The organism is Phaeodactylibacter sp. (assembly GCF_040219495.1).
GTDB lineage: Bacteria > Bacteroidota > Bacteroidia > Chitinophagales > Saprospiraceae > Phaeodactylibacter.
This window is the reverse complement of the sequence record NZ_JAVJSK010000112.1, coordinates 1-18,076: the sequence shown is the minus strand read 5'-3', so window position 1 is coordinate 18,076 and position 18,076 is coordinate 1. Positions and strand designations below refer to the sequence as shown.

At 49.0% G+C, this 18,076-nt stretch carries 12 protein-coding genes; 4 read left to right on the top strand and 8 right to left on the bottom strand.

Annotation, left to right across the window (positions count from 1 at the left end; translation table 11 throughout):
• Nucleotides 1-47: 47 nt before the first annotated feature.
• Nucleotides 48-1,160, bottom strand: a complete 1,113-nt coding sequence (locus tag RIC19_RS17620) for a glycoside hydrolase family 88/105 protein (protein ID WP_350179665.1) — start codon at nucleotides 1,158-1,160, stop codon at nucleotides 48-50.
• A gap of 7 nt (nucleotides 1,161-1,167) precedes the next feature.
• Complete coding sequence (locus RIC19_RS17615; protein ID WP_350179664.1) at nucleotides 1,168-2,364, bottom strand: TolB family protein; 1,197 nt, start codon at nucleotides 2,362-2,364, stop codon at nucleotides 1,168-1,170.
• A gap of 404 nt (nucleotides 2,365-2,768) precedes the next feature.
• Here RIC19_RS17615 and RIC19_RS17610 point away from each other — a divergent pair, with 404 nt between their 5' ends.
• From RIC19_RS17610 to RIC19_RS17600, 3 genes are read left to right on the top strand one after another with little or no spacing between them, the layout of a single operon-like run.
• Nucleotides 2,769-3,932, top strand: a complete 1,164-nt coding sequence (locus tag RIC19_RS17610) for a T9SS type A sorting domain-containing protein (protein ID WP_350179663.1) — start codon at nucleotides 2,769-2,771, stop codon at nucleotides 3,930-3,932.
• A 59-nt stretch (nucleotides 3,933-3,991) separates the two neighbouring features.
• The gene (locus RIC19_RS17605) at nucleotides 3,992-5,392 is read left to right on the top strand and encodes a T9SS type B sorting domain-containing protein (RefSeq protein ID WP_350179662.1); all 1,401 of its coding nucleotides are present in this window, start codon (nucleotides 3,992-3,994) and stop codon (nucleotides 5,390-5,392) included.
• Nucleotides 5,370-6,563 carry a M43 family zinc metalloprotease gene (locus RIC19_RS17600; RefSeq protein WP_350179661.1) on the top strand — a complete coding sequence of 398 codons (1,194 nt, stop codon included), beginning with the start codon at nucleotides 5,370-5,372 and terminating at the stop codon, nucleotides 6,561-6,563. The genes RIC19_RS17605 and RIC19_RS17600 overlap by 23 nt, the downstream gene beginning before the upstream one ends.
• Nucleotides 6,564-6,660: 97 nt before the next feature.
• On the opposite strand, the gene RIC19_RS17595 is transcribed toward RIC19_RS17600, so the two are convergent.
• From RIC19_RS17595 to RIC19_RS17570, 6 genes are all read right to left on the bottom strand, one after another.
• Entirely contained in the window at nucleotides 6,661-9,120 is a 2,460-nt protein-coding gene (locus RIC19_RS17595; RefSeq protein WP_350179660.1) for a hypothetical protein, read from the bottom strand.
• A 10-nt stretch (nucleotides 9,121-9,130) separates the two neighbouring features.
• On the bottom strand, nucleotides 9,131-10,645 hold the full coding sequence (locus RIC19_RS17590) for a glycoside hydrolase family 28 protein (protein ID WP_350179659.1): 1,515 nt from the start codon (nucleotides 10,643-10,645) through the stop codon (nucleotides 9,131-9,133).
• 88 nt (nucleotides 10,646-10,733) lie between these two features.
• Entirely contained in the window at nucleotides 10,734-11,918 is a 1,185-nt protein-coding gene (locus tag RIC19_RS17585; RefSeq protein ID WP_350179658.1) for a DUF6786 family protein, read from the bottom strand.
• Nucleotides 11,919-11,922: 4 nt separating this feature from the next.
• Nucleotides 11,923-14,556, bottom strand: coding sequence for a GH116 family glycosyl-hydrolase (locus RIC19_RS17580; RefSeq protein WP_502930847.1), 2,634 nt, complete (start codon nucleotides 14,554-14,556; stop codon nucleotides 11,923-11,925).
• Nucleotides 14,557-14,610: 54 nt separating this feature from the next.
• A complete protein-coding gene (locus RIC19_RS17575; protein ID WP_350179657.1) occupies nucleotides 14,611-16,080 on the bottom strand; it encodes a sulfatase in 1,470 nt (489 codons plus the stop codon).
• Nucleotides 16,080-17,165 (bottom strand): glycoside hydrolase family protein, encoded by a 1,086-nt coding sequence (locus RIC19_RS17570; RefSeq protein WP_350179656.1) that lies wholly within the window; start codon nucleotides 17,163-17,165, stop codon nucleotides 16,080-16,082. Before RIC19_RS17570 ends, RIC19_RS17575 begins: the two co-directional genes overlap by 1 nt.
• A gap of 230 nt (nucleotides 17,166-17,395) precedes the next feature.
• Between RIC19_RS17570 and RIC19_RS17565 the strand changes: the two genes are divergently transcribed.
• Nucleotides 17,396-17,896, top strand: coding sequence for a nuclear transport factor 2 family protein (locus tag RIC19_RS17565; protein WP_350179655.1), 501 nt, complete (start codon nucleotides 17,396-17,398; stop codon nucleotides 17,894-17,896).
• The last annotated feature ends 180 nt before the right edge of the window (nucleotides 17,897-18,076 follow it).

The window sequence follows — 18,076 nt, the reverse complement described above, 5'->3', positions numbered from 1 at the left end:
ACTTAGATTTTCCCAAAACGGCTCTTCAAAAGACGGACAATGAGCCGTTACTCTCCAATCATCTTGACCATCTCACTCCCCGCCAGCAAAAAAGCGCCGGTACCGTAAACTTCCCAGCTATCCGGCCCAAAGTTTTTCCGCGGATCCTGACCAATGGGCTGTACCCAGCCTACGCGGCCTTCTTCGTTTACATTTTGGTAAAGGGCAGACCAGGCTTTTCGGATGGCGGGTTCATAAGTTGCACGGTCCAGCAGCCCCTGATTAATGCCCCACGCCAGGGCATAGCAGTAAAAACCACTACCGCTGGTCTCTCCGCCGGGATAGGATTCCGGGTCAAGCAGGCTGGCTCTCCAAAGCCCGTCTTCTTGCTGAATAGATACGATCCTGGCTGCCATATCTTTGAAAATGCGCTCGTAAAACGAACGTTTAGAGTAGTCAGCGGGTAGTTCGTCTAACAGCCTCACCAGCCCGCCCATGACCCAGCCGTTGCCACGGCTCCAGAAGATTTTCTTCCCATTTGCCTCTTTCTTATAGTTCTTTGTACCTCTCCATAAGTAATCCACATCTCTGGCAAACAAGTGGTGTTCTTCATCCCAAAGCAGATCGTAGGTTTCCTGAAATAAGGAATCATTGAAGTCCAGAAATCGTTTGTTATCCGTGAAGTTGGCGTACTTGGCGAGTGCTGGTGGCCCCATAAATAAGGCATCGCACCACCACCAGGTGATGGAGTCCCGGCGTTCCCGCTGTACATATTCAAATTCAATGAAGTCTTCAAAGACCACACGGGTGGGGTTCATGATGCGCCAGGTGTTTTCGCCTCTTTCCTCCAGCACCCGGGCCACATCAATATAGGTCTGGCAAATGGCGTGGTCATCGGCGTGGGTAAGCCTTAGCCCCGGGCGCCAGTCCACGCGCTTGCCCATATCCAGCAGCACCTGGAAAATAGCCTCGTTCCGGGTCGTCTCATAAGCGGCAAAGACGCCGGCGTAGAACGCGCCATTGGTCCAGTCGTAATCCTTGTGTTTGGGATGGTCCAATTGCCAGAATGTGGCTTTTTCCATGGTGCGTTTGATGTGCTGCACGTCGAAAGAATTTTGGGCCAGCAGCGGGTTAGCTGAGAGGAGCAGCACGAGGTTGAAAAGGTAAATCCACTTCTTCATAAGGCATTTATTTTTTCTTGGTAATTATCTCTGCGGCTGTTAAGTCCAGCACGGCAGCTTCAAACTTTTCTTCGCCATCCACGGCTCGTATAAAGTACAGCCGCTGGCCATCCGCCGAAAAGGAAGGGTTAACATGGGCGACCCACCACCAGGTGATCTTTTCATTGGTCCATTGGTCGACGATTCCCCGCGGTTCCGGTTCTCCATTGGCGTAAAGATAAAGACGGGTATAACCGTCCGGCTCAGCCCGGTAAAAGCCGAACTCCCCGGCTATCCATTTTCGATCCGGGGAAATGCCCAGGTGGCAGGCTTTTCCGGCCAGCAATTCCAGCTGTTGACCGTACAGGTCGTACCGGTATATTTTCTTCTCCGGGTCTTCCATGTCCACGCCCATCATAGTGGTGTCGTCAAACCAGATCACATGCATGGGCCGTGTGGGTACCCAACGCAGGCCGGTGCCATCAGCGTTGACGTAGCCTTGCAATTGCTTTCTGCGCTTATCGGTCTTTTGCCGGAAGTGCCGGTAGTCAAACAGAATGCGTTCACCGGTAGCATTGGGGTCGACGTGCAGCAGTTGGGCGCCCGCTCCGTTTATATTTGGATTTTGTTGCTGGAAGGCCTGAATGATTTCAGAGAGCGGCACCACCTGCTCCATTTTTCCGGTGAGCACTTCGTAACGCCAAATACCTTCCTCGCTTGCCCGGAAGGGTAGGCGGTCAGGGTGACGGTCTCGCATCCGCTCGTTGGAGCGGGAAAAATAAATGGTGTTATGCACGGCTTTGTGGCCCAGTTCTCCTCTTATCCTGCCCGACACGGACGCGCCGGTTCCTGCGTGGAACACTTCGAAATCCTCTACATGCCCGATTTGGCAAGCAATCAGGCTATCATTAATCCAAATGGCATTAGCGCCGTTGTGGTTCGTTGCCCAAACGGTGTCCAAAAGCCGGGTCTTCCCGGTCGCCCGCTCCCGGATCATCAGGTAGGCTTCAGTTGGCGGCCCGGCGTGTCCACCCTGCACAATATGCTTGTACTTTATGAAGGCCAGTAATCGGCCGTCCGGGCTTTCTGGGTTGGTGTTGTAGATGCTTAACCCCGTACTTTCCGGCCCATTGTAGACTGGAGTAACATATTCGCTAAGGAGTTTTTGCCCCTTTGCTGAAGCGGATATCAAAACAATTAGGAAAAAGAGGTGCAGGAATCGCATATACACCAATGGTTTATCTCATAGTCAGGAATTAAGACCAGGAGCCTGTGTCTAAAGTAATGACTATTTGGTGTCAGGACTGTAATGCAAAAGAATGGCTCCTTATGGCTTATTCGTAATTTACTCTAAAGCACACTGCAATGTCATCTAACCGTATGACATTTGTCATTTGTTTATAGCTTTTTTAGGTATAGTTTTGAAATAAATACAATTTCCTTTTCTGAACGCGGAAAGGAACACCATGCAGAACCCAAAAGAAATACAACACGGGTAAAAATCAAAACAGTCGCTTTCTGCCAGTTCATAGCGTTTTCTTGAATCTAAGCATAAATATCAATTAATGGTGGAATTATTCCTGAACACTACTTAAAAACAAAGTAAGGACAACGTAAACTCTTTCAAAGATGAAATTCTTTCAACTTTTTATGTTGGCTTTTTTGAGCCATTTCATCGCTCAAGATTCCTTTGCACAAACTGCAACGGTAAATTGTAGTAACAATAGCATTACAGTAACAAACCTGCCTCCTTACCCAACTGTATATATGCAGGGCAGTTTTCTCGCTTGTAGAGATGGTGGCGGTTTTTACGCAGGCTGTGACGAAGATGGGCGACCAGCTTGTTGCCGATCATTGCCTAGCCCTGGCACTCCTAGCAAACCTCGTATATATCTAGAGCAATTGCAATATGGTAGTGGTTCTTGGCTTGAAGTTGAAGGGCCACAAACGAGTACAGTATTTAACAATTTGGCAAAAGGAACCTATAGGATCAAAGTTCAAAATCCAGATATTGCGGAAAATGCATGCGGTACAGATAAATTTGGCAACATAATCAGGGGTCGTACTTGTTTATTCAACGACAATGGTCAGTTTATCGGTTATTTGGGCACATGGGACAATAGCCCCTTTGGCGGCACTCCACCTACCTACAGCAATACGGTCACAGTTGGTGTTACAGATCAAAGTGACATTGCCTGGAATTTCATTGATGCTAATGGAAATGATTTGTTCAACCCAGGGGAACCAATCAGAATGAATACAACCGGAACAAAAAACTATGATGCCTGGTGGGTTGCTATTTTTGAGAACGGAGGGCAAAACCGTTGGTGGTCAAATTACTGGACAGAAGGGCAAATTCCAGGTGATCAGATAGATTTAAACGCGTTGACGAGTGGGGCTTTTCAAAGTGGAACTAACGATTTTGCTCAAATTCCCGTTTCCTATACTGTTCAATTCGCAATTTCTGCTGAATGTAACACTTCCTGGACGAATTTGAACCGAAATTTCGCCGTTTGCCCTTCAGGTCTTGGGTGCCGTATTGCAGAAAATGAAGAAATTAGAGTTTTCCCAAATCCTGCCAACCATTCATTTCAATTGCTAAACTATGATGTAGACATCACTAAACAGCAGCGTATCGTACTGATGGATATGAATGGCCGAATAGTAAAATCGTTTGAACATATAGGTTCACCAGGTTTTGATATCTCAGACCTCGCTAATGGGCTTTATTTAGTAAGTATCTGGGAGAACGGCAATAGACTGCTTACAACCAAACTTTCAATAGTAAAATAATTTTTTTTCATCTGTGGATGTGCCTGTTTGTTCAGGTATATCCACTTTATTATTTTGCTATGAATAAAATTGCTGTACTGGTAATTGTTTTATTATTGATCAACAATAGTGCAATTGGACAACATAACTTAATCCCCAATTTTAGTTTCGAATTAATCTCTGATTGTCCAAGTATAGATTATGCATCAATAGATTTAGCATTTTCCTGGGATAAAGCACTATCAACTCCTGATATTTTTAACGGATGCTCCTCTTCACAGGATAGAGGGATACCATTAAATAGCACCAATTGTTATCAACCGGCACACAGCGGGAATGGTTATGCTGGGATTACTCAGTATTTTACAATTCCTCGTACTACCGAATACATGGAGGCCAAGATAAATGAAAAATTGACCAAAGGAAGGCAATACTACATACAGTTCTTCGTGTCCTCCCGTAATTGTGACGGTCATCAACCCTGCCATTCCGATGCAATGGGGTTAGCGTTTTCGGACACCCTGTACCGGGAAGCGGTAATAGGAGGAGCGGAGCAAATACCGCCCTTTACTCCAGCCGTTCAAAATCCGGCAGGGCGAATATTAAACGATACCCTCAACTGGATGGAAATCAGTGGCTGCTATACGGCTACCGGAACGGAGCAGTACGCGATTATCGGCAGTTTCAAAACCAGCGCTAATACGCAAAGCGAGGGCTGCTTTGGCGTAACCGGCTCCTATTACTATGTAGATGATGTAGGCGTGTATGATTTTGACCCGTTGCCAGATACACTGGTTTTATGCAAGGGCGAATCGCGAACCATCGGGAAATCATTTTTGGACGCAACGTACTCATGGAATACAGGTGCGGCCGATAGCATTTTGACCATCAATCAGGAAGGCCGGTACATCGTAAATGCGACCCTGGGCAATTGTGTATTTAGCGATACGGTTGTGGTCTTAGAAAATGACAAGCAGTTAAGCTTGCTGCCAGCTGATACCTTGCTTTGCGAAGGCGAAGAACTTGACTTGAGCATACCGCTGCCGGGCACTTATTTATGGTCAGATGGCTCAGGCAGCAATCAGATTTCAATCCGTGAGGATGGGGCATACACGGTTGAGATTCAAAACGATTGTGGTGTTTTTAATCATTCATTCGAAGTAACAACTGAAATCTGTGGCTGCAATGTATACATACCGACTGCTTTCTCACCAAATGGCGATGGCAATAATGATGTTTTGGAATGCTACATAGGTTGTGATTTTCCATATCAAGCTATTCGCTTTCAGGTTTTTGACCGTTGGGGAGGCCTCGTCTATTCCAATAAATCGTCAGATATCCAAAGTATCATTTGGGACGGCACTTTCAAAGGCAAAGCGCTTGATCCCGGCGTCTATGCTTGGTTTTTTGAATACGAATACATCCGGAATGGCATGGTTAACCATAAAACCATCAGTGGTGAAGTACACATTCTTAGATAGTATTTGCTTGCTCATAGGTTTGTTTTTTTGCGCTGGCTTAAATGGGCAAAAGCCTGTTTGCGGAAACGAGGTATTTTTTACCGATAGGGTTTCAATTGAAAAAATGAGTGAAGCAGATAAAATCATAGAAGATTATTTGTTGCAAAACGCCATAAATACTCGTTCTGAAATCATAATACCGGTAGTAGTCCACATCGTATGGCACAAGGGCGAAGAAAATCTATCAGATGCATTGGTCTTATCTCAAATAGACGCCCTGAACAGAGATTTCAATGCAGAAAATAGTGACATTCAAAATGTACCTGATGAGTTCAAGCCAGTGATTGGAAGCCCACGTATTCGTTTTTGCTTGGCAGCAATTGATCCCAGCGGCAATTATACGACAGGTATTATCAGAGTACAATGTGATAGGCCCGAGATGGGCGTTTCTGAGGATGTATTCTTCAGTGCCCGTGGAGGCTCAGATGCCTGGGATACCGAAAAATATCTTAATATATGGGTAGCCAATACGGGGAACTTGATTTCTGGTTTTGGAAGCTATCCCAATTCGGTAATACCTGAGAAGACTGGAGTAGTCATTCATCCAAAATATTTTGGAATGAACAGGCACCGGAAATACGGAATGGGCAGGACAGCAACGCATGAAATTGGGCACTATTTTGGTTTGAGACATTTATGGGCTGACGACAGGGATTGCACCACTGATGATGAAGTCGAAGACACACCACCACAGCGAAACGCGCATACGAATTGTCCTGGTTATCCACAAAGCGGCTGCTCAGAAAGTGAAATGTTTATGAATTTTATGGATTATGTAGATGATCCGTGCATGTTTCTGTTCACGAAGGGGCAATCCAATAGAATATTAGCAACTTTAAATACCTATAGAAGTGGACTTCTGAGTGGCAACAATAAATGTATTATGCCAAATAGCCTTCAGTTATCTCCGCTTTCAATTTACCCCAATCCAAGTAGAGGCTTATTCCATTGTAGGTTTAGCGTCGCTCCGATGCGAATCATAAAGTATGGACTTTATAACGCTGTCGGTCAGCTTATTCGAGCAGAAGAGCAGCTAATCAACCAAGATTTCTATCTTAACCTTGAAACACTTCCGGCAGGTGTTTATTTTCTGAGCATAGAAAGAGAAATATACAGGTTAGTTAAGATTTAGTAAGTTGTTGAACAGATTTCAGAAAAGTCTATTATAAAACCCGAAAAATAAAGCTAATACTGAATCTTGATCTGCGTTTAAATCAGACTCCTTCCTGCTATTCATAAACCAGCCAGGCCGTAGCCGTCGTGTTTTGATCCGCCCGGAACCGAATCCACCGCGCCTGGAAATCTGCCGGAAACTGATGGGTATAGGTTTCGCCAGGCGGTACTGTGACCTGCTGATATTCCATCCACGGACCATGACCAATGGGCTCCACTTCAATGGTAAAGGTAACCGGCTCAGCGGATTGATGTGAAAGCTCAAGGCTGCGGCGGTCGTAAAAACCGATGAGGTAAGGGTCGGAAGCCTCGCCGGCTTGAACTGCTGTGTTTTTCCAGGGGCCGCCCTGCCCGGTGGGCTTGCCCAGCTGCCAAAGGTCATCAATCGCTCCTGCCCAAACGGCTGCTTGCTCATCTGCTGAAACGATCACATGCTCATTGTCTTTTCCGGCTTCGGGGTCAATTCCTGTCATCACCAGCAATCCCCGGTAACTGGCGTAGTCGTGAATGCGTAATGAGTGAGATGCCACCGGCCGGACCTTGGCAAAGCCATCGGCGTTTTCAGCCGGCAGCTCGTAGAAGGTGCCGTGCAGGTTGAGCAGGTCGCGTTCGGTGGCGACCTCCCGGGCGATGCGCAATGCTCCGGCATCCGTTAGTGCGGAAAACTTGGGGTCTCCGAGTGGGAACCGCCATCGCCTTCCGGAGTCATCGACTACCAATACGGAGCTTTCTTCTACTGTCACGACCTCTTTTGGGATGGCAAATTGGGCAGTGATGAAGTCCAGCGTCTCTGGATCTTTTTTAGGCAGTAATTCCAGCTTTTCGTTGAGTTCGTAATAACGGTAATCACCATCTTCCGTGCCGGAAAAGGCCGTGGCGGCTAGGCCGAGCGCCCGTCGGTTGTCGCCCAGCCCGTATAGCAATCCGCCATGAACTTCGGATTGGTCGACAGAGGCAAGGCCGGTAAATACGGGGGCTGCCTTTGTATCACGCTCTTCTTCATCTGCGTAGTAAAAATGGGCGGTGGCGGTGGTTGCCCGATCTGCTTTCACCCGAATCCATTCTCCACTTTGGCCCCGGTTGAAAGCCACGCGTGCGTTTTTGCCCGCTTCAATGATTTGGGTGGTAAGCGGCTGCCAGTTGCCTGTGCCATCGGTATCGATTTCGAAGGTGAAAGTCACGGTTGCAGTGCCTGCATTCTGCAGCCAGCAGCTGCGTTTCGGCCAACCGGCAAAGAGGAAGGGCTCCGATGGCGTATGGGCTGTTACCGGTTCTTCTAACCAAACAGCTCCGGCGGCGGTATTGGGCCCCAGTTGGTCAGGCTTTCCCAAATCAGTAAACCAGAGATTGGAGTTGGACTGCCCGGGCCCTTCAATGCCACCCTTTACTTTGCGTTTGTTTAAGAATTCTTTTTTGGCGGAATCATCGCACCCAAAAACCAGTTGGTCATTCCAGCGGGTGAAGTCGCCGATGACCTTTAGATAGGCGGACCGTGGGCGCAGCCCGGCGCTGCTACTTGGGGTAAAGCTTCCCGGGAAGTGCCAGAACATTCCGTGCATGGTCATCAGGTAGTCGGGTTGGTTTTCAGTACCTACATCCCGGATTCGGGGCCATTCCGTATTCCAGCCGTGCGCTCCATCGTAGCTGTGGCTGGCCTTTGGCAATCGGTAAAAGCTCCATCCTGTTTCGGAATCGCGTACACCCAGCAGGACGGACTTGTAGTCCCAGCCGGTAGCCCAGATAGGGTCAGTAGCCAGATTTTTATTGCCATGAATCCCTCCCGGTCCAGTCACTTCCACGAATTGAGCCCTTCTGACGGTTTTCCAATCTGTACCATCCCATTCTGCGAGGACGCCGGAGGGGATATCAAACTGCTTCAGCGCTTCTTCGGAGGGCTCCCCGTTGTTGGAATACACCACAACGCCCTGACCGGTGTAGAGCCCTTTGCCGTGGGCGCCCGGTAAAAGCGTGCTGTACTGATCGCCCTTCAGGGTATTGGCATCCTGGTACAATTCCTGTACCTCCAGGGTGTGGACATCCACCTCGTAGAAGCCTTCCTCCATGGTGCCGTAGTAGATCTTGTTTTCTGGCTGTTCCAGGTGGCGGGCATTACCGGTATGCCGTCCCGGCATCTGTTCGTAGGGGATAGTTCTGACCTGCCCTTCCTGATCAATAGCATAGGGCCCGATAAACAGCTGCTGGCTTTCAGTATGAATCATGCGGTTAGCAGGCGTTCCTCCAATGCTTTCTTCGCGTACAATCTGCTTGAGGTCCGGCGTGATTTCGTATAGCTTGTCGCTGGAACCGTTAGGCAGGTGGGGCCCGTAAGTGATGGCCCAAAGCCGGTCAGCCCAGGGCACTATGGCTCCGGTGCCGCACTCGCCTTCGCTGTTGTAGTAGGCGAGGTGAGGGTAGATGCCGCTGAGTTGAGGCAGCGGATCAGATTTCTTAGCCTCCTCCGTGCAGGAATTAAGTAGGAATAAAAAAAGGAGCAGTGTTATTATCCGGTAGGTCATATTCATTCCATTATTTGGTCACAATAGTTTTTCCTGTCCCTCCAAGGTTGCTTACTGATCCAATCTGTAATGTACCGGTATGACTAAGAATAATGGCGGGCCTGGGGTCTTCTTTGATGCTAAACGTAAGGTTGTCGAAGGATAAGCCTTCTACATAACGGCATTCCAGCCCATAAGCAGGATAGTGCTTTTCTTTACCCCAATAGCCTGGCCAGGCGCAATGCTCAGTCAGATCAGTTAAATCCGTCAATAGGCTTGCTGGGTCAAAGGTTCCGGTAAACTCAAAGTACAGATCAGACAAATGGATGTTTTCGAGCGGGCGCTCAGGAAGGCCCATAATTGTTGGATTGGCCGTATTTTTGATCCCGGTGGCCACAAAGTCGTTGATGAAAATATTCCGTAAAGTGCCAGCTTCCATAGTGGTGTCGTACCGCCCCTCTGAGTATTTCCAGAGGCGCCTGGCGTTATGCAGGTAGAGCGGAGAGGGAAGGTCAACGCATCGTACCTGACTGATGGTAATGTTTTCCAGTGTTCCTCCATCATTGGAGTTAATAGAAATCCCTGTCCCAAGGCTTCGTTTTATTAACTTGCTGATAGGTTTGGCTCCGGGTTCCGGCCATTCCGGGCGAATGGCTGTTGGTTTGAGCAGCACATTCCGTATGACGATATTTCGCATGTCACCTTCCGTTTCTGACCCAAACTGAATGCACCGGGTTTCACTGGCAAATACACAGTTGGTTACCATGATATTTTCATTGGGTGCTTTGCCTTTGGTTTTAAACACCAGGCCATCATCTCCTACGTCAACCCTACAGTTTTGTATAGTAACATCCCGGCAGGAATTGATATCTATGCCATCGTCATTCGCATTAGCATGGCCAGTGATATCAATATTTTCGATCCTGATCTGCTCAGAGTTTTCCATGTGGACGTGCCAGTTCTGACAGTACTGTATATCAACATCCCTTAGCAGGATGTCTTCGCAGGAAATAAAGTGGATCATGGCGGGCCTCTTGGGTTTATGCCATTTGCCTTGATCATCAACAGTCACTTTAAAGTCCGCACCATTACCGCCATTTCCATCTATGGTGCCTTGTCCGGAAATACCGATATTTTTGGAACGAAAGGCAATGATAAAGGCGAAACGAGTCTTACCTGCCATTACTTCGTGTCCTCCATAAGATCGGTTTATGGAAGTATAATCCACTTCCAACATAGGGTAATCCTTTAGCTCAGTGCTGGCGAGTAATTTGGAGCCGGGAGCCAGGAAAAGATGGGTATTACTTTTTAGTACGATTGATCCGGAATAAAAGATGCCGGGCGGGATAATGATTTCCCCACCCCCTCTTGCATGCGCAGTGTCAATGGCAGCCTGAATAGCTGCTGTATTTAGAGTGATGGAGTCCCCAACGGCCCCAAAATCGGTGATCGAATATTGAACAAGCGGTGTTTTTGCACCACCTTTACCTGAGAAGAGTAGTAGTAAGGAGGAAAGCAATAAGACTTGACGGATGGTAGTTGGCATATTTTTCCGATGTATTTTTGGCCAGCTGAACGTTCCTTTTGTTGGGAGGAATAGGGCCAGGCTGAGCTGTTTGTGTTTAGTCGTTTTTTTAATAAGGAATTTTAGATAAATCTATACCCAATGCTTCCTGGGCTATCCGGTAAATAGCCTCTTGTTTGCCTTCAAAATGAAAAGTAGCATGGATATGCGTCATAGCTTCCCCCGGCTGAAGGGCCTTCGCGCTGGAGGACGATTCCAACTCAAAAAATGGACCCAGTTGACTGCCATCTTCCAGCGGGCCGTCATTATAGGCATTGACAACATCGCCACGGTAGGGGTATTCGTGGTGCTCCCAAAGTGAATTGACATATAAACTGTCTCCGTCAAAAGAATGCTTTACAATGGTCAACACCTGATTGATCGGGTCATAACTGCCTAACCGCCCTGTCGCATTAGCCGGAGGAAGGCCAATCTTAGACCGGTATTTTCCATCGCCCCTGAAGTACACCACACCGCTATCTGCCTGAAGCCTGGAATCATCAATAGAGCCAAAATATGCGGAGTTGAGCTGAAGGGAATCCTTGTATGGCAACAGAATGACCGTCTCTTCAGAAGGGGCGAACATACCTAGGATCCAGATAGACAGCAGTCCTTTGTCCCTGCTCCAGTCCTCCACATTTTGATTGGTCACTTTGTTTTGGCTTTGGTACCCTACATAAGCGCAATCATCCTTCAGTGTGATGCCGAGATTTTGTTCTATTTCTTTCTTGCCAAAAATGGAAACTTCCCGTTCTACCTTTAAATCAAAAACAAAGCCTTGATAATTTCTAAGCTGGAAACGCTTTTCAAATACAGCACGGTCCGCGGAAACTGAACTTATATCGAAGGGTTCGGTATCAATCACTTTCGGTGTTTCCCAATTGGCAAAGTCAAAAGAAGCACCAGGGGAAAAGAAAACGGAATATTGACCACCCTCCGGACCCAGCCAAAACCGATCTTCACCGCCCACCGCATTGATCTTTGGTTGGATTGCTCCGGAGGCAATCAGCTTGTGGTTGATCCAGCCGTAGCTCTTCCCTTTTTCACCCTGAGCAGTGCTTGTCATCACGCGCCCCTGATAGTCGGGTACAATGGCTATCTGAGATTGGCCATCGTTTTCTTTTAGGAGGACTGTTTTCTTATGGGCTTTCAGAAAATGGATATCGTATCCGAACGTACCTTCCCCAGGCTGTTCATCGCAAGCCACGATAGAAAGCAGAGACAGGAGCCAGATTAGGGTTTTTATTTGCTTCATGGATTTATTTTGTATAAAGTTCAAAAGTCAATCTATTGCCCTCACCAACGGTTTGAACCTCCTTAAAGCGTTTCTTTACCCCTTCTCCTAACTGAAAGGACTTCAATCTGATCTTCCCATGCAATACTTTCAGGTTTACCACCCAGTTCCCATTCTCATTTGAAATAAGGCAAGTGCCCCAGGCAGACCCGTTCGACCAAAACCACTTACCGGCCTTGGGATGGAATTGCATTGACTGCTCCACCGCTGAGAACTGAAAACCACTCTGTGCCAAAACACCTGCCCAGGAAGCCATCGCCCGCGCATAATGATGCCCGCATTCTGCTTCATCAAAGGGGGGGCGTTTGCTGCCGTCGTAGCGGCTTCGAATATTCCGGATTACCTCCAGCCCTTCAGCTTCCATGCCTTCGTAAAGCATGCCAATAGCGGCCGTGTACTCAAAGCCGGTCATCACTTCCGACCAGTAGGGAAAGGGAACCTCAGGACGCCCGCCTTTCGGATAACTCACCATCAATAGGGCTTTTTCGTCGCCCATAGCGTAGGACCGCATGTTGTTGAAATGCTCGAACAGGGTTTCCCGTTTGTTGTAGCGGTTGATACTTTGGAGGGTGGTTTTAAGGTTTTCGGGCTTGGCCAGATAGCCCAGCCCCACCACATGCGCCATATACTGCCCCACGAGTTGGTCAATCAGACAGCCTTCTTCCAGTTGGTACTTTGGGTGTTCCAGATCTTCACTGCCCATGCCGCCCATCAACCCTTTGGCGATGTCATCGAGTGATTCCGGGACTTGTAGCTGGTGGATATAATATTCTCCGTTGAACAGATTTTTGTCCGTCCATTGGCTGCCGTATTCGAAAAGCGTTTGGCACTTCTTCGCCAGGTCTTTTTCACCTAAATACTTCGCCATCTCCTGCATGGCTTTGAGCGCACCGAGGTACCAGAACTGCATCTGCGGATTGGGGCCGAAGTACTCCACATCCATGGTGTTATGCTGCACGCCTTCCATCACACCGTCCTGATCGCCGTCCCAACCTCCTTTTATCCAGGCAAAGGTAAAGGCAGACTTGACCTGCGGCCAGTGCCTTTTCAGGAAGGCATCATCTCCGGAGAGTTGCCATTCCCGGTAAAACTTCATAATCGTACCCATTTGCCCGTCGGCAGCGGCTTTGCGGTAGAGGTGGGCACTGTCAAGGGGTAAATTCACCCGAAAGCTCATGAAGCCGTCTTCACGCGTGGCATGCCCAAACTCCACCTCCCGCATGCTGCGTGCCAGGTCGGCAAAGGTGAAGGCGGTCGCCTGTTCGTAATTCCAAACGTGGGTACAGGAACCGAAGCAGGAACCAAAGCGGTCGAACACGCCCTCCCAGCCGAACATCTTGCCGTCTTCCGTACGGAAAACCGTTTGCGAGCGCAGGGTGCTGAGGTTGAACAGGGCGGCTTCCTTCACCACTTCGCTGTAATCGCTCGCCATCATCGCTTCCACAAAAGCAAGGGTTTTGTTGGTGAGCTGTGGCAGTCGGGGCAGGGTTTGTTTGATAACCTCCCAGGCGTCCGCGTACTGCGTGATGTAGTAATTCCCCACCCTGACCACGGGCTGCACCTCGCTCCAACTTCCCCAGGACTGCCGGTTGGGGAAGTGCCAGGTGAGGTAAAAACGGTAAACTTTGGTTTGCCCGGCTGGCACTACCTGTTTTACGGCTAAAGAAGCCATGGGGTCGGGGTCGGCGGATGCTGTTTTTTCCGTTAGCATTCCATCAGCACTAAAGTCGTCCCAAAAGTCGAGGATGCCGCGGCTCCAGGCGTTCTTTTCGGAACTGGTCCGATAACTAACCTGACCTATTGGTGCGGATGTGGTCAGGGCCATTGTGCCCCAGGCAGGGTGCAGGGAATCCAGCCCGTTGGAGTGCATGAAAACCCCCGAAAAACCCTTGCCCCTGCGGTAGGTATTTTCATTGTTTTTTGCCCCCAGGGGGATGTAGTCGCCCTTCCAGTCGGTTTGGTATTCCCGCCCGTCTTTGCCGATAAAGTTGCGGATGCTTCCTGCAATGGCCACTTCCATATCCTGTCCGGTGGGATTGTGTACTTCCATTTCAAAAACGGCCATTGGGATGCCCGAATCATCGGAATCGCCTGGGATGAAGGGGTTGTAGCCCACGATTTTGACCGTGGCAGGAAAAACGCTGTCTTTAAGGTTGACGATGCCGAAGGGGTAGGTGGCTTCAAAGGAGGCTTCGCGGAAACGGGGCAAGCCGTGGTGGTTGACCGAGCGCCCTTCCGCATGCTGGTATTCTGCATCGTACAGCGGGCCCATTAACCCTTTTGTTATAGGGTCTCCGTTTTCGGGCTTTGCATAGATAGCGAAGAACGGGGCGTCATTGCCATCGGTAACGGTACTGTAGCCCTTCGCAGGCACATTCATAATCTCCCAGTCACGCAGTTCCCCGCGTCCACCCAGGGAGACTGTGCCGGTGCCGATGCCGCCCAATGGCAACGCCACTTGCAGCAAATGGTCGGCATCGTAGGTTTTGAGCATCGGTATGCGCTCGCTAAGGAGGGTTTGTTGTGCCTGCGTTGAATGGGTTAGGAGGCAGGCGAAAAAGCAGGTCAAAAGTAAACAGCTTAAGTTGGAGTCTTTCATAGTTGAAGCGTAAAGTGCTTATAAGGAAAAGTGCTGTCCCCATTGGTAGAGGCATCATTCATACCCTATTGACTCGTACCGGTCTTTGGTGTAATCCTGATCAAATTGAGGATTAGTAAGGGTTGGGACTTTGGCTCTGGTAGCCTGATGCCAGTCCCTCAGTTCACTCAAAAGCTTTTGTTTCAGCCCGGGCTGCTGCAGACTGAGGTCCCGGGTTTCCCCGGAGTCTTCTTTCAGATTGTACAATCGGGTTTGGTTCGTCCCGTATTCCCAAATGAGCTTGTAATCTCCCTTGCGAATGATAGCGGAAGGCACCATCCGGAACGCATAATCTTCACCGCCGGGCAGGTAGACCGGAGCATACCAGTAGAGCGACCGCTCATTCAAGGGGCGTCCCTTCAATAAGGGCGCAAGGCTCATTCCATCTAAAGGATAGTCATCAGGCAGGGAAGCGCCTGCCCATTCCGCAAGAGTGGGGTACAAATCTGTGCTGATGACGGGTTCGTCTATCGATTGGGCTTTGGGAAAAATGGTGGGGGAATACACGAAAGCCGGCACCCGGATACCGCCCTCCCAGGGCATCCCTTTGGCTCCTTTTAGCGGGTCATTTACAGTAGCCCGGAAAGAGCCGCCGTTGTCTGACCAAAACACCAGGATCGTATTGTCCATGAGCCCCTGTTCTTCCAGATACTGATGCAGCCGTCCGATATTGGCATCCAGCGTTTCGATCATAGCGGCATATATGGGATTGTCGCGGCCCTCTACCGCCGGGTTCTTGCTTCGGTATTTGGCGATCAGTGAGTCTTTGGCTTCAAAGGGGGCATGTACGGCGTAGTAGGACAGGTAGAGGAAGAAAGGGTCTTTACTGGCATTTCGGGACTGAATATATTTCATGGCCTCGCTGGTTAGGCGGTCGGTGAGGTACTCGCCCCCGGGGCCGTCTTCCAGGGCAGGGTTCTGATAGGGGCTGAAATAGGACTGCGGGCTGCCCCGCTCCCATCCGGCCAGCGTGTAATCAAAGCCATGAGCTAGTGGGCTGCTTTCCAGGTGGTTGCCTATATGCCATTTGCCGATGAAGGCGGTATGGTAGTCTGCTGTTTTAAGCATTTCTGCCATAGAGAAGGTACCCGTATCCAGTACCGATTGATTGGGGACAGGGATAAGCCGCTGCGCCTTTTGGTCGCCCCGATTGGAGGCTTTAACGGTCAGTATGCCATGCCGGGGCGTGTACTGCCCGCTCAGTATACTTGCACGAGTGGGGGCACAATTGGCCGCATTAGCGTAGGCGTTGGAAAAGGTAATACCTGAGGCGGCCAGACGGTCGAGGTTAGGTGTCTCGTAGTACTTTGCTCCGTTGAAGCCGACATCTGCCCAGCCTAAATCATCTGCTAAAATGAAGATGATATTGGGCTGATTGCCACCACTCAGCGTGGCATCCGCCGGGCTTTGAGCGCAAGAAAATGACAAGACGCTTAGCACAGCGGTCAGGAATATCAGATGGTTGGGTTGCGCTATTGAAATCATTATTCGGATTGTTTTAAAGGCGTCACCATATTCCAAGTGTGGTTCGCATTACGGAATCCGCCCGGTCCATCGGCAGTGGCGGCAAACAGGTGGGTGGGCCTTCCGTTTTGTATGAGGAGCTGAGGGCGCTCGAAGGATCCCTGCACCGTTTGGGTGCCATCGGTCCACTTGACGGTCCGGGAATAGGCTTTAGGGTTTTCACCCAGCGTCCATTGTGTCAGGTCTTTGGCGGTTAGGAAAACGCCCGCGTGCTTTTCTCCGGTGATGGAGCCTTCCATATCCTTGGCCAGAATGTAGTAGGTACTGTCTTGTTTCCAGATGAACGGGTCTTCCACAATAGCAGTGGAAATGGGCGCTTGTATGACTCTTCGGTAAGGGCCTAAGGGATGGTCTGCCCGGGCGTAAGCCAGGCGGTTGCCGGTACCGCGGATATGGGTGCGGTAGATGAGGTCCACACTGCCGTCTTCGTTGATGTAAGGCGCAGGATTGGTAACGACCACGCTGTCAAAACCATTGGGCTGAGGTGCGAGTATGGGGCTGTCCAATCTTTCCCAGGGCCCATCCAGGGAAGTGGATCGTGCCACGCCAATGCGAATGTTTTTGTAAGCCGGCTTCTTATAGATTTTGCGGATTTTACGAAGTGAATCCGCATCCGGGCTTTCCCCTTCGTAAGTGGAGCCAATGTAAAAGAGATAGTAGGTATCCTCCCATTGCTGTATGGTCGGATTGTGGGTCATTTTGCCGTCCCAGTATCCGGGGCGGCGGGGGAGTGCGACATCTTTAAAAGTATAGGGGCCTTCTGGCTTATCACTTGTAGCATGAACCACCTGGGAATGGTACACATAACCCTGATTGAAGGGATATTGCTTAGGCCAGCGGGAAGCAAAAAGATGGTACTGTCCATCGGGGCTCTTGATGGCTGATCCACCCCAGATCCAGTATTCTTCCATTTTGAATCCGCCACTTATTGGCGCAGGGAGGAGAAGGTTAGAAAAGTCTGTGATATGCCCACTTGGGTTTTCCGGAGCATTACAACTCAGGAAGCCGCATAGTGGGATTAGTAATGATAGTAAGAACCTGTTCATGTTAGTCAGTCTGTGATGAGAATGGATAATTCCAGATTATTGCTTCAGGCATGCTAATAAGGTTAAGTAGACCCTGGTTAGGTAACCTCGGCTCTTGTTATTAATTAGTTGTTATATCCATGCATATGCTCGCTATTATCACGGATCGAAAACGAAGTACGTCGAAAAAGGGGAAGTAAATAATGTGGCTTTTGATATCTTAGGCAGTTGAAGCACCCAATTAACAGATTATGAAGTTGACATTGAATGTGTTATGCTGCCTTCTTCTTTCTGCCCCGGTATTTAGCCAGCAGGATGATTTTACGCTTCAGAAATTATTCACAGAATTAATGCAGAAAGACAGCTTGGTTTTCAACCTCGGTTTCAACGAATGTGATACTGCCCAATTAAGGGCATTGATTAGCGATGATTTTGAGTTTTATCATGACCAAAGCGGACTTCTGGATTCAAAAGAAAATTTCATCCGGAACATCCCCAATCTTTGTAATATGAATTACAAGCCCACTCGGGTTTTGGTAGATGGAAGCATGGAGGTTTTTCCATTATATTCCAACGGGGTGCTATACGGTGCCATACAGAAAGGGGAGCATGAATTCTACGGAGAAGAGCCGGGCAAGCCTAAGTATTTGACAAGTACGGCTAAATTTACCCATGTTTGGATACTTGAAAATGACCAGTGGAAGCTTAAGCGTATACTGAGTTACGATCATCAATCCCCCGGTAAAAAATAGTCAGGACATTTAAGTAGATACCAAACCATTACAGTTCTGTTTTAGAGCGTGTTGGGACTTTAGTAATCGGTCTGTAAACTGCACTTTTTCGCTTATACTTCGCCCCGAAAATCCTCATTTAGCTTAGGCTAAACTCCGGTTTTCGGGTCTCGTCTAACCAAAAAATTGCTAGTTTTCGAC

Coding starts and splice junctions, on each gene's coding strand:
- RIC19_RS17610 (WP_350179663.1), top strand. CDS start 2,769: ATGAAATTCTTTCAACTTTTTATGTTGGCTTTTTTGAGCCATTTCATC.
- RIC19_RS17580 (WP_502930847.1), bottom strand. CDS start 14,556: ATGAAAGACTCCAACTTAAGCTGTTTACTTTTGACCTGCTTTTTCGCC.
- RIC19_RS17595 (WP_350179660.1), bottom strand. CDS start 9,120: ATGACCTACCGGATAATAACACTGCTCCTTTTTTTATTCCTACTTAAT.
- RIC19_RS17585 (WP_350179658.1), bottom strand. CDS start 11,918: ATGAAGCAAATAAAAACCCTAATCTGGCTCCTGTCTCTGCTTTCTATC.
- RIC19_RS17565 (WP_350179655.1), top strand. CDS start 17,396: ATGAAGTTGACATTGAATGTGTTATGCTGCCTTCTTCTTTCTGCCCCG.
- RIC19_RS17605 (WP_350179662.1), top strand. CDS start 3,992: ATGAATAAAATTGCTGTACTGGTAATTGTTTTATTATTGATCAACAAT.
- RIC19_RS17615 (WP_350179664.1), bottom strand. CDS start 2,364: ATGCGATTCCTGCACCTCTTTTTCCTAATTGTTTTGATATCCGCTTCA.
- RIC19_RS17575 (WP_350179657.1), bottom strand. CDS start 16,080: ATGATTTCAATAGCGCAACCCAACCATCTGATATTCCTGACCGCTGTG.
- RIC19_RS17570 (WP_350179656.1), bottom strand. CDS start 17,165: ATGAACAGGTTCTTACTATCATTACTAATCCCACTATGCGGCTTCCTG.
- RIC19_RS17620 (WP_350179665.1), bottom strand. CDS start 1,160: ATGAAGAAGTGGATTTACCTTTTCAACCTCGTGCTGCTCCTCTCAGCT.
- RIC19_RS17590 (WP_350179659.1), bottom strand. CDS start 10,645: ATGCCAACTACCATCCGTCAAGTCTTATTGCTTTCCTCCTTACTACTA.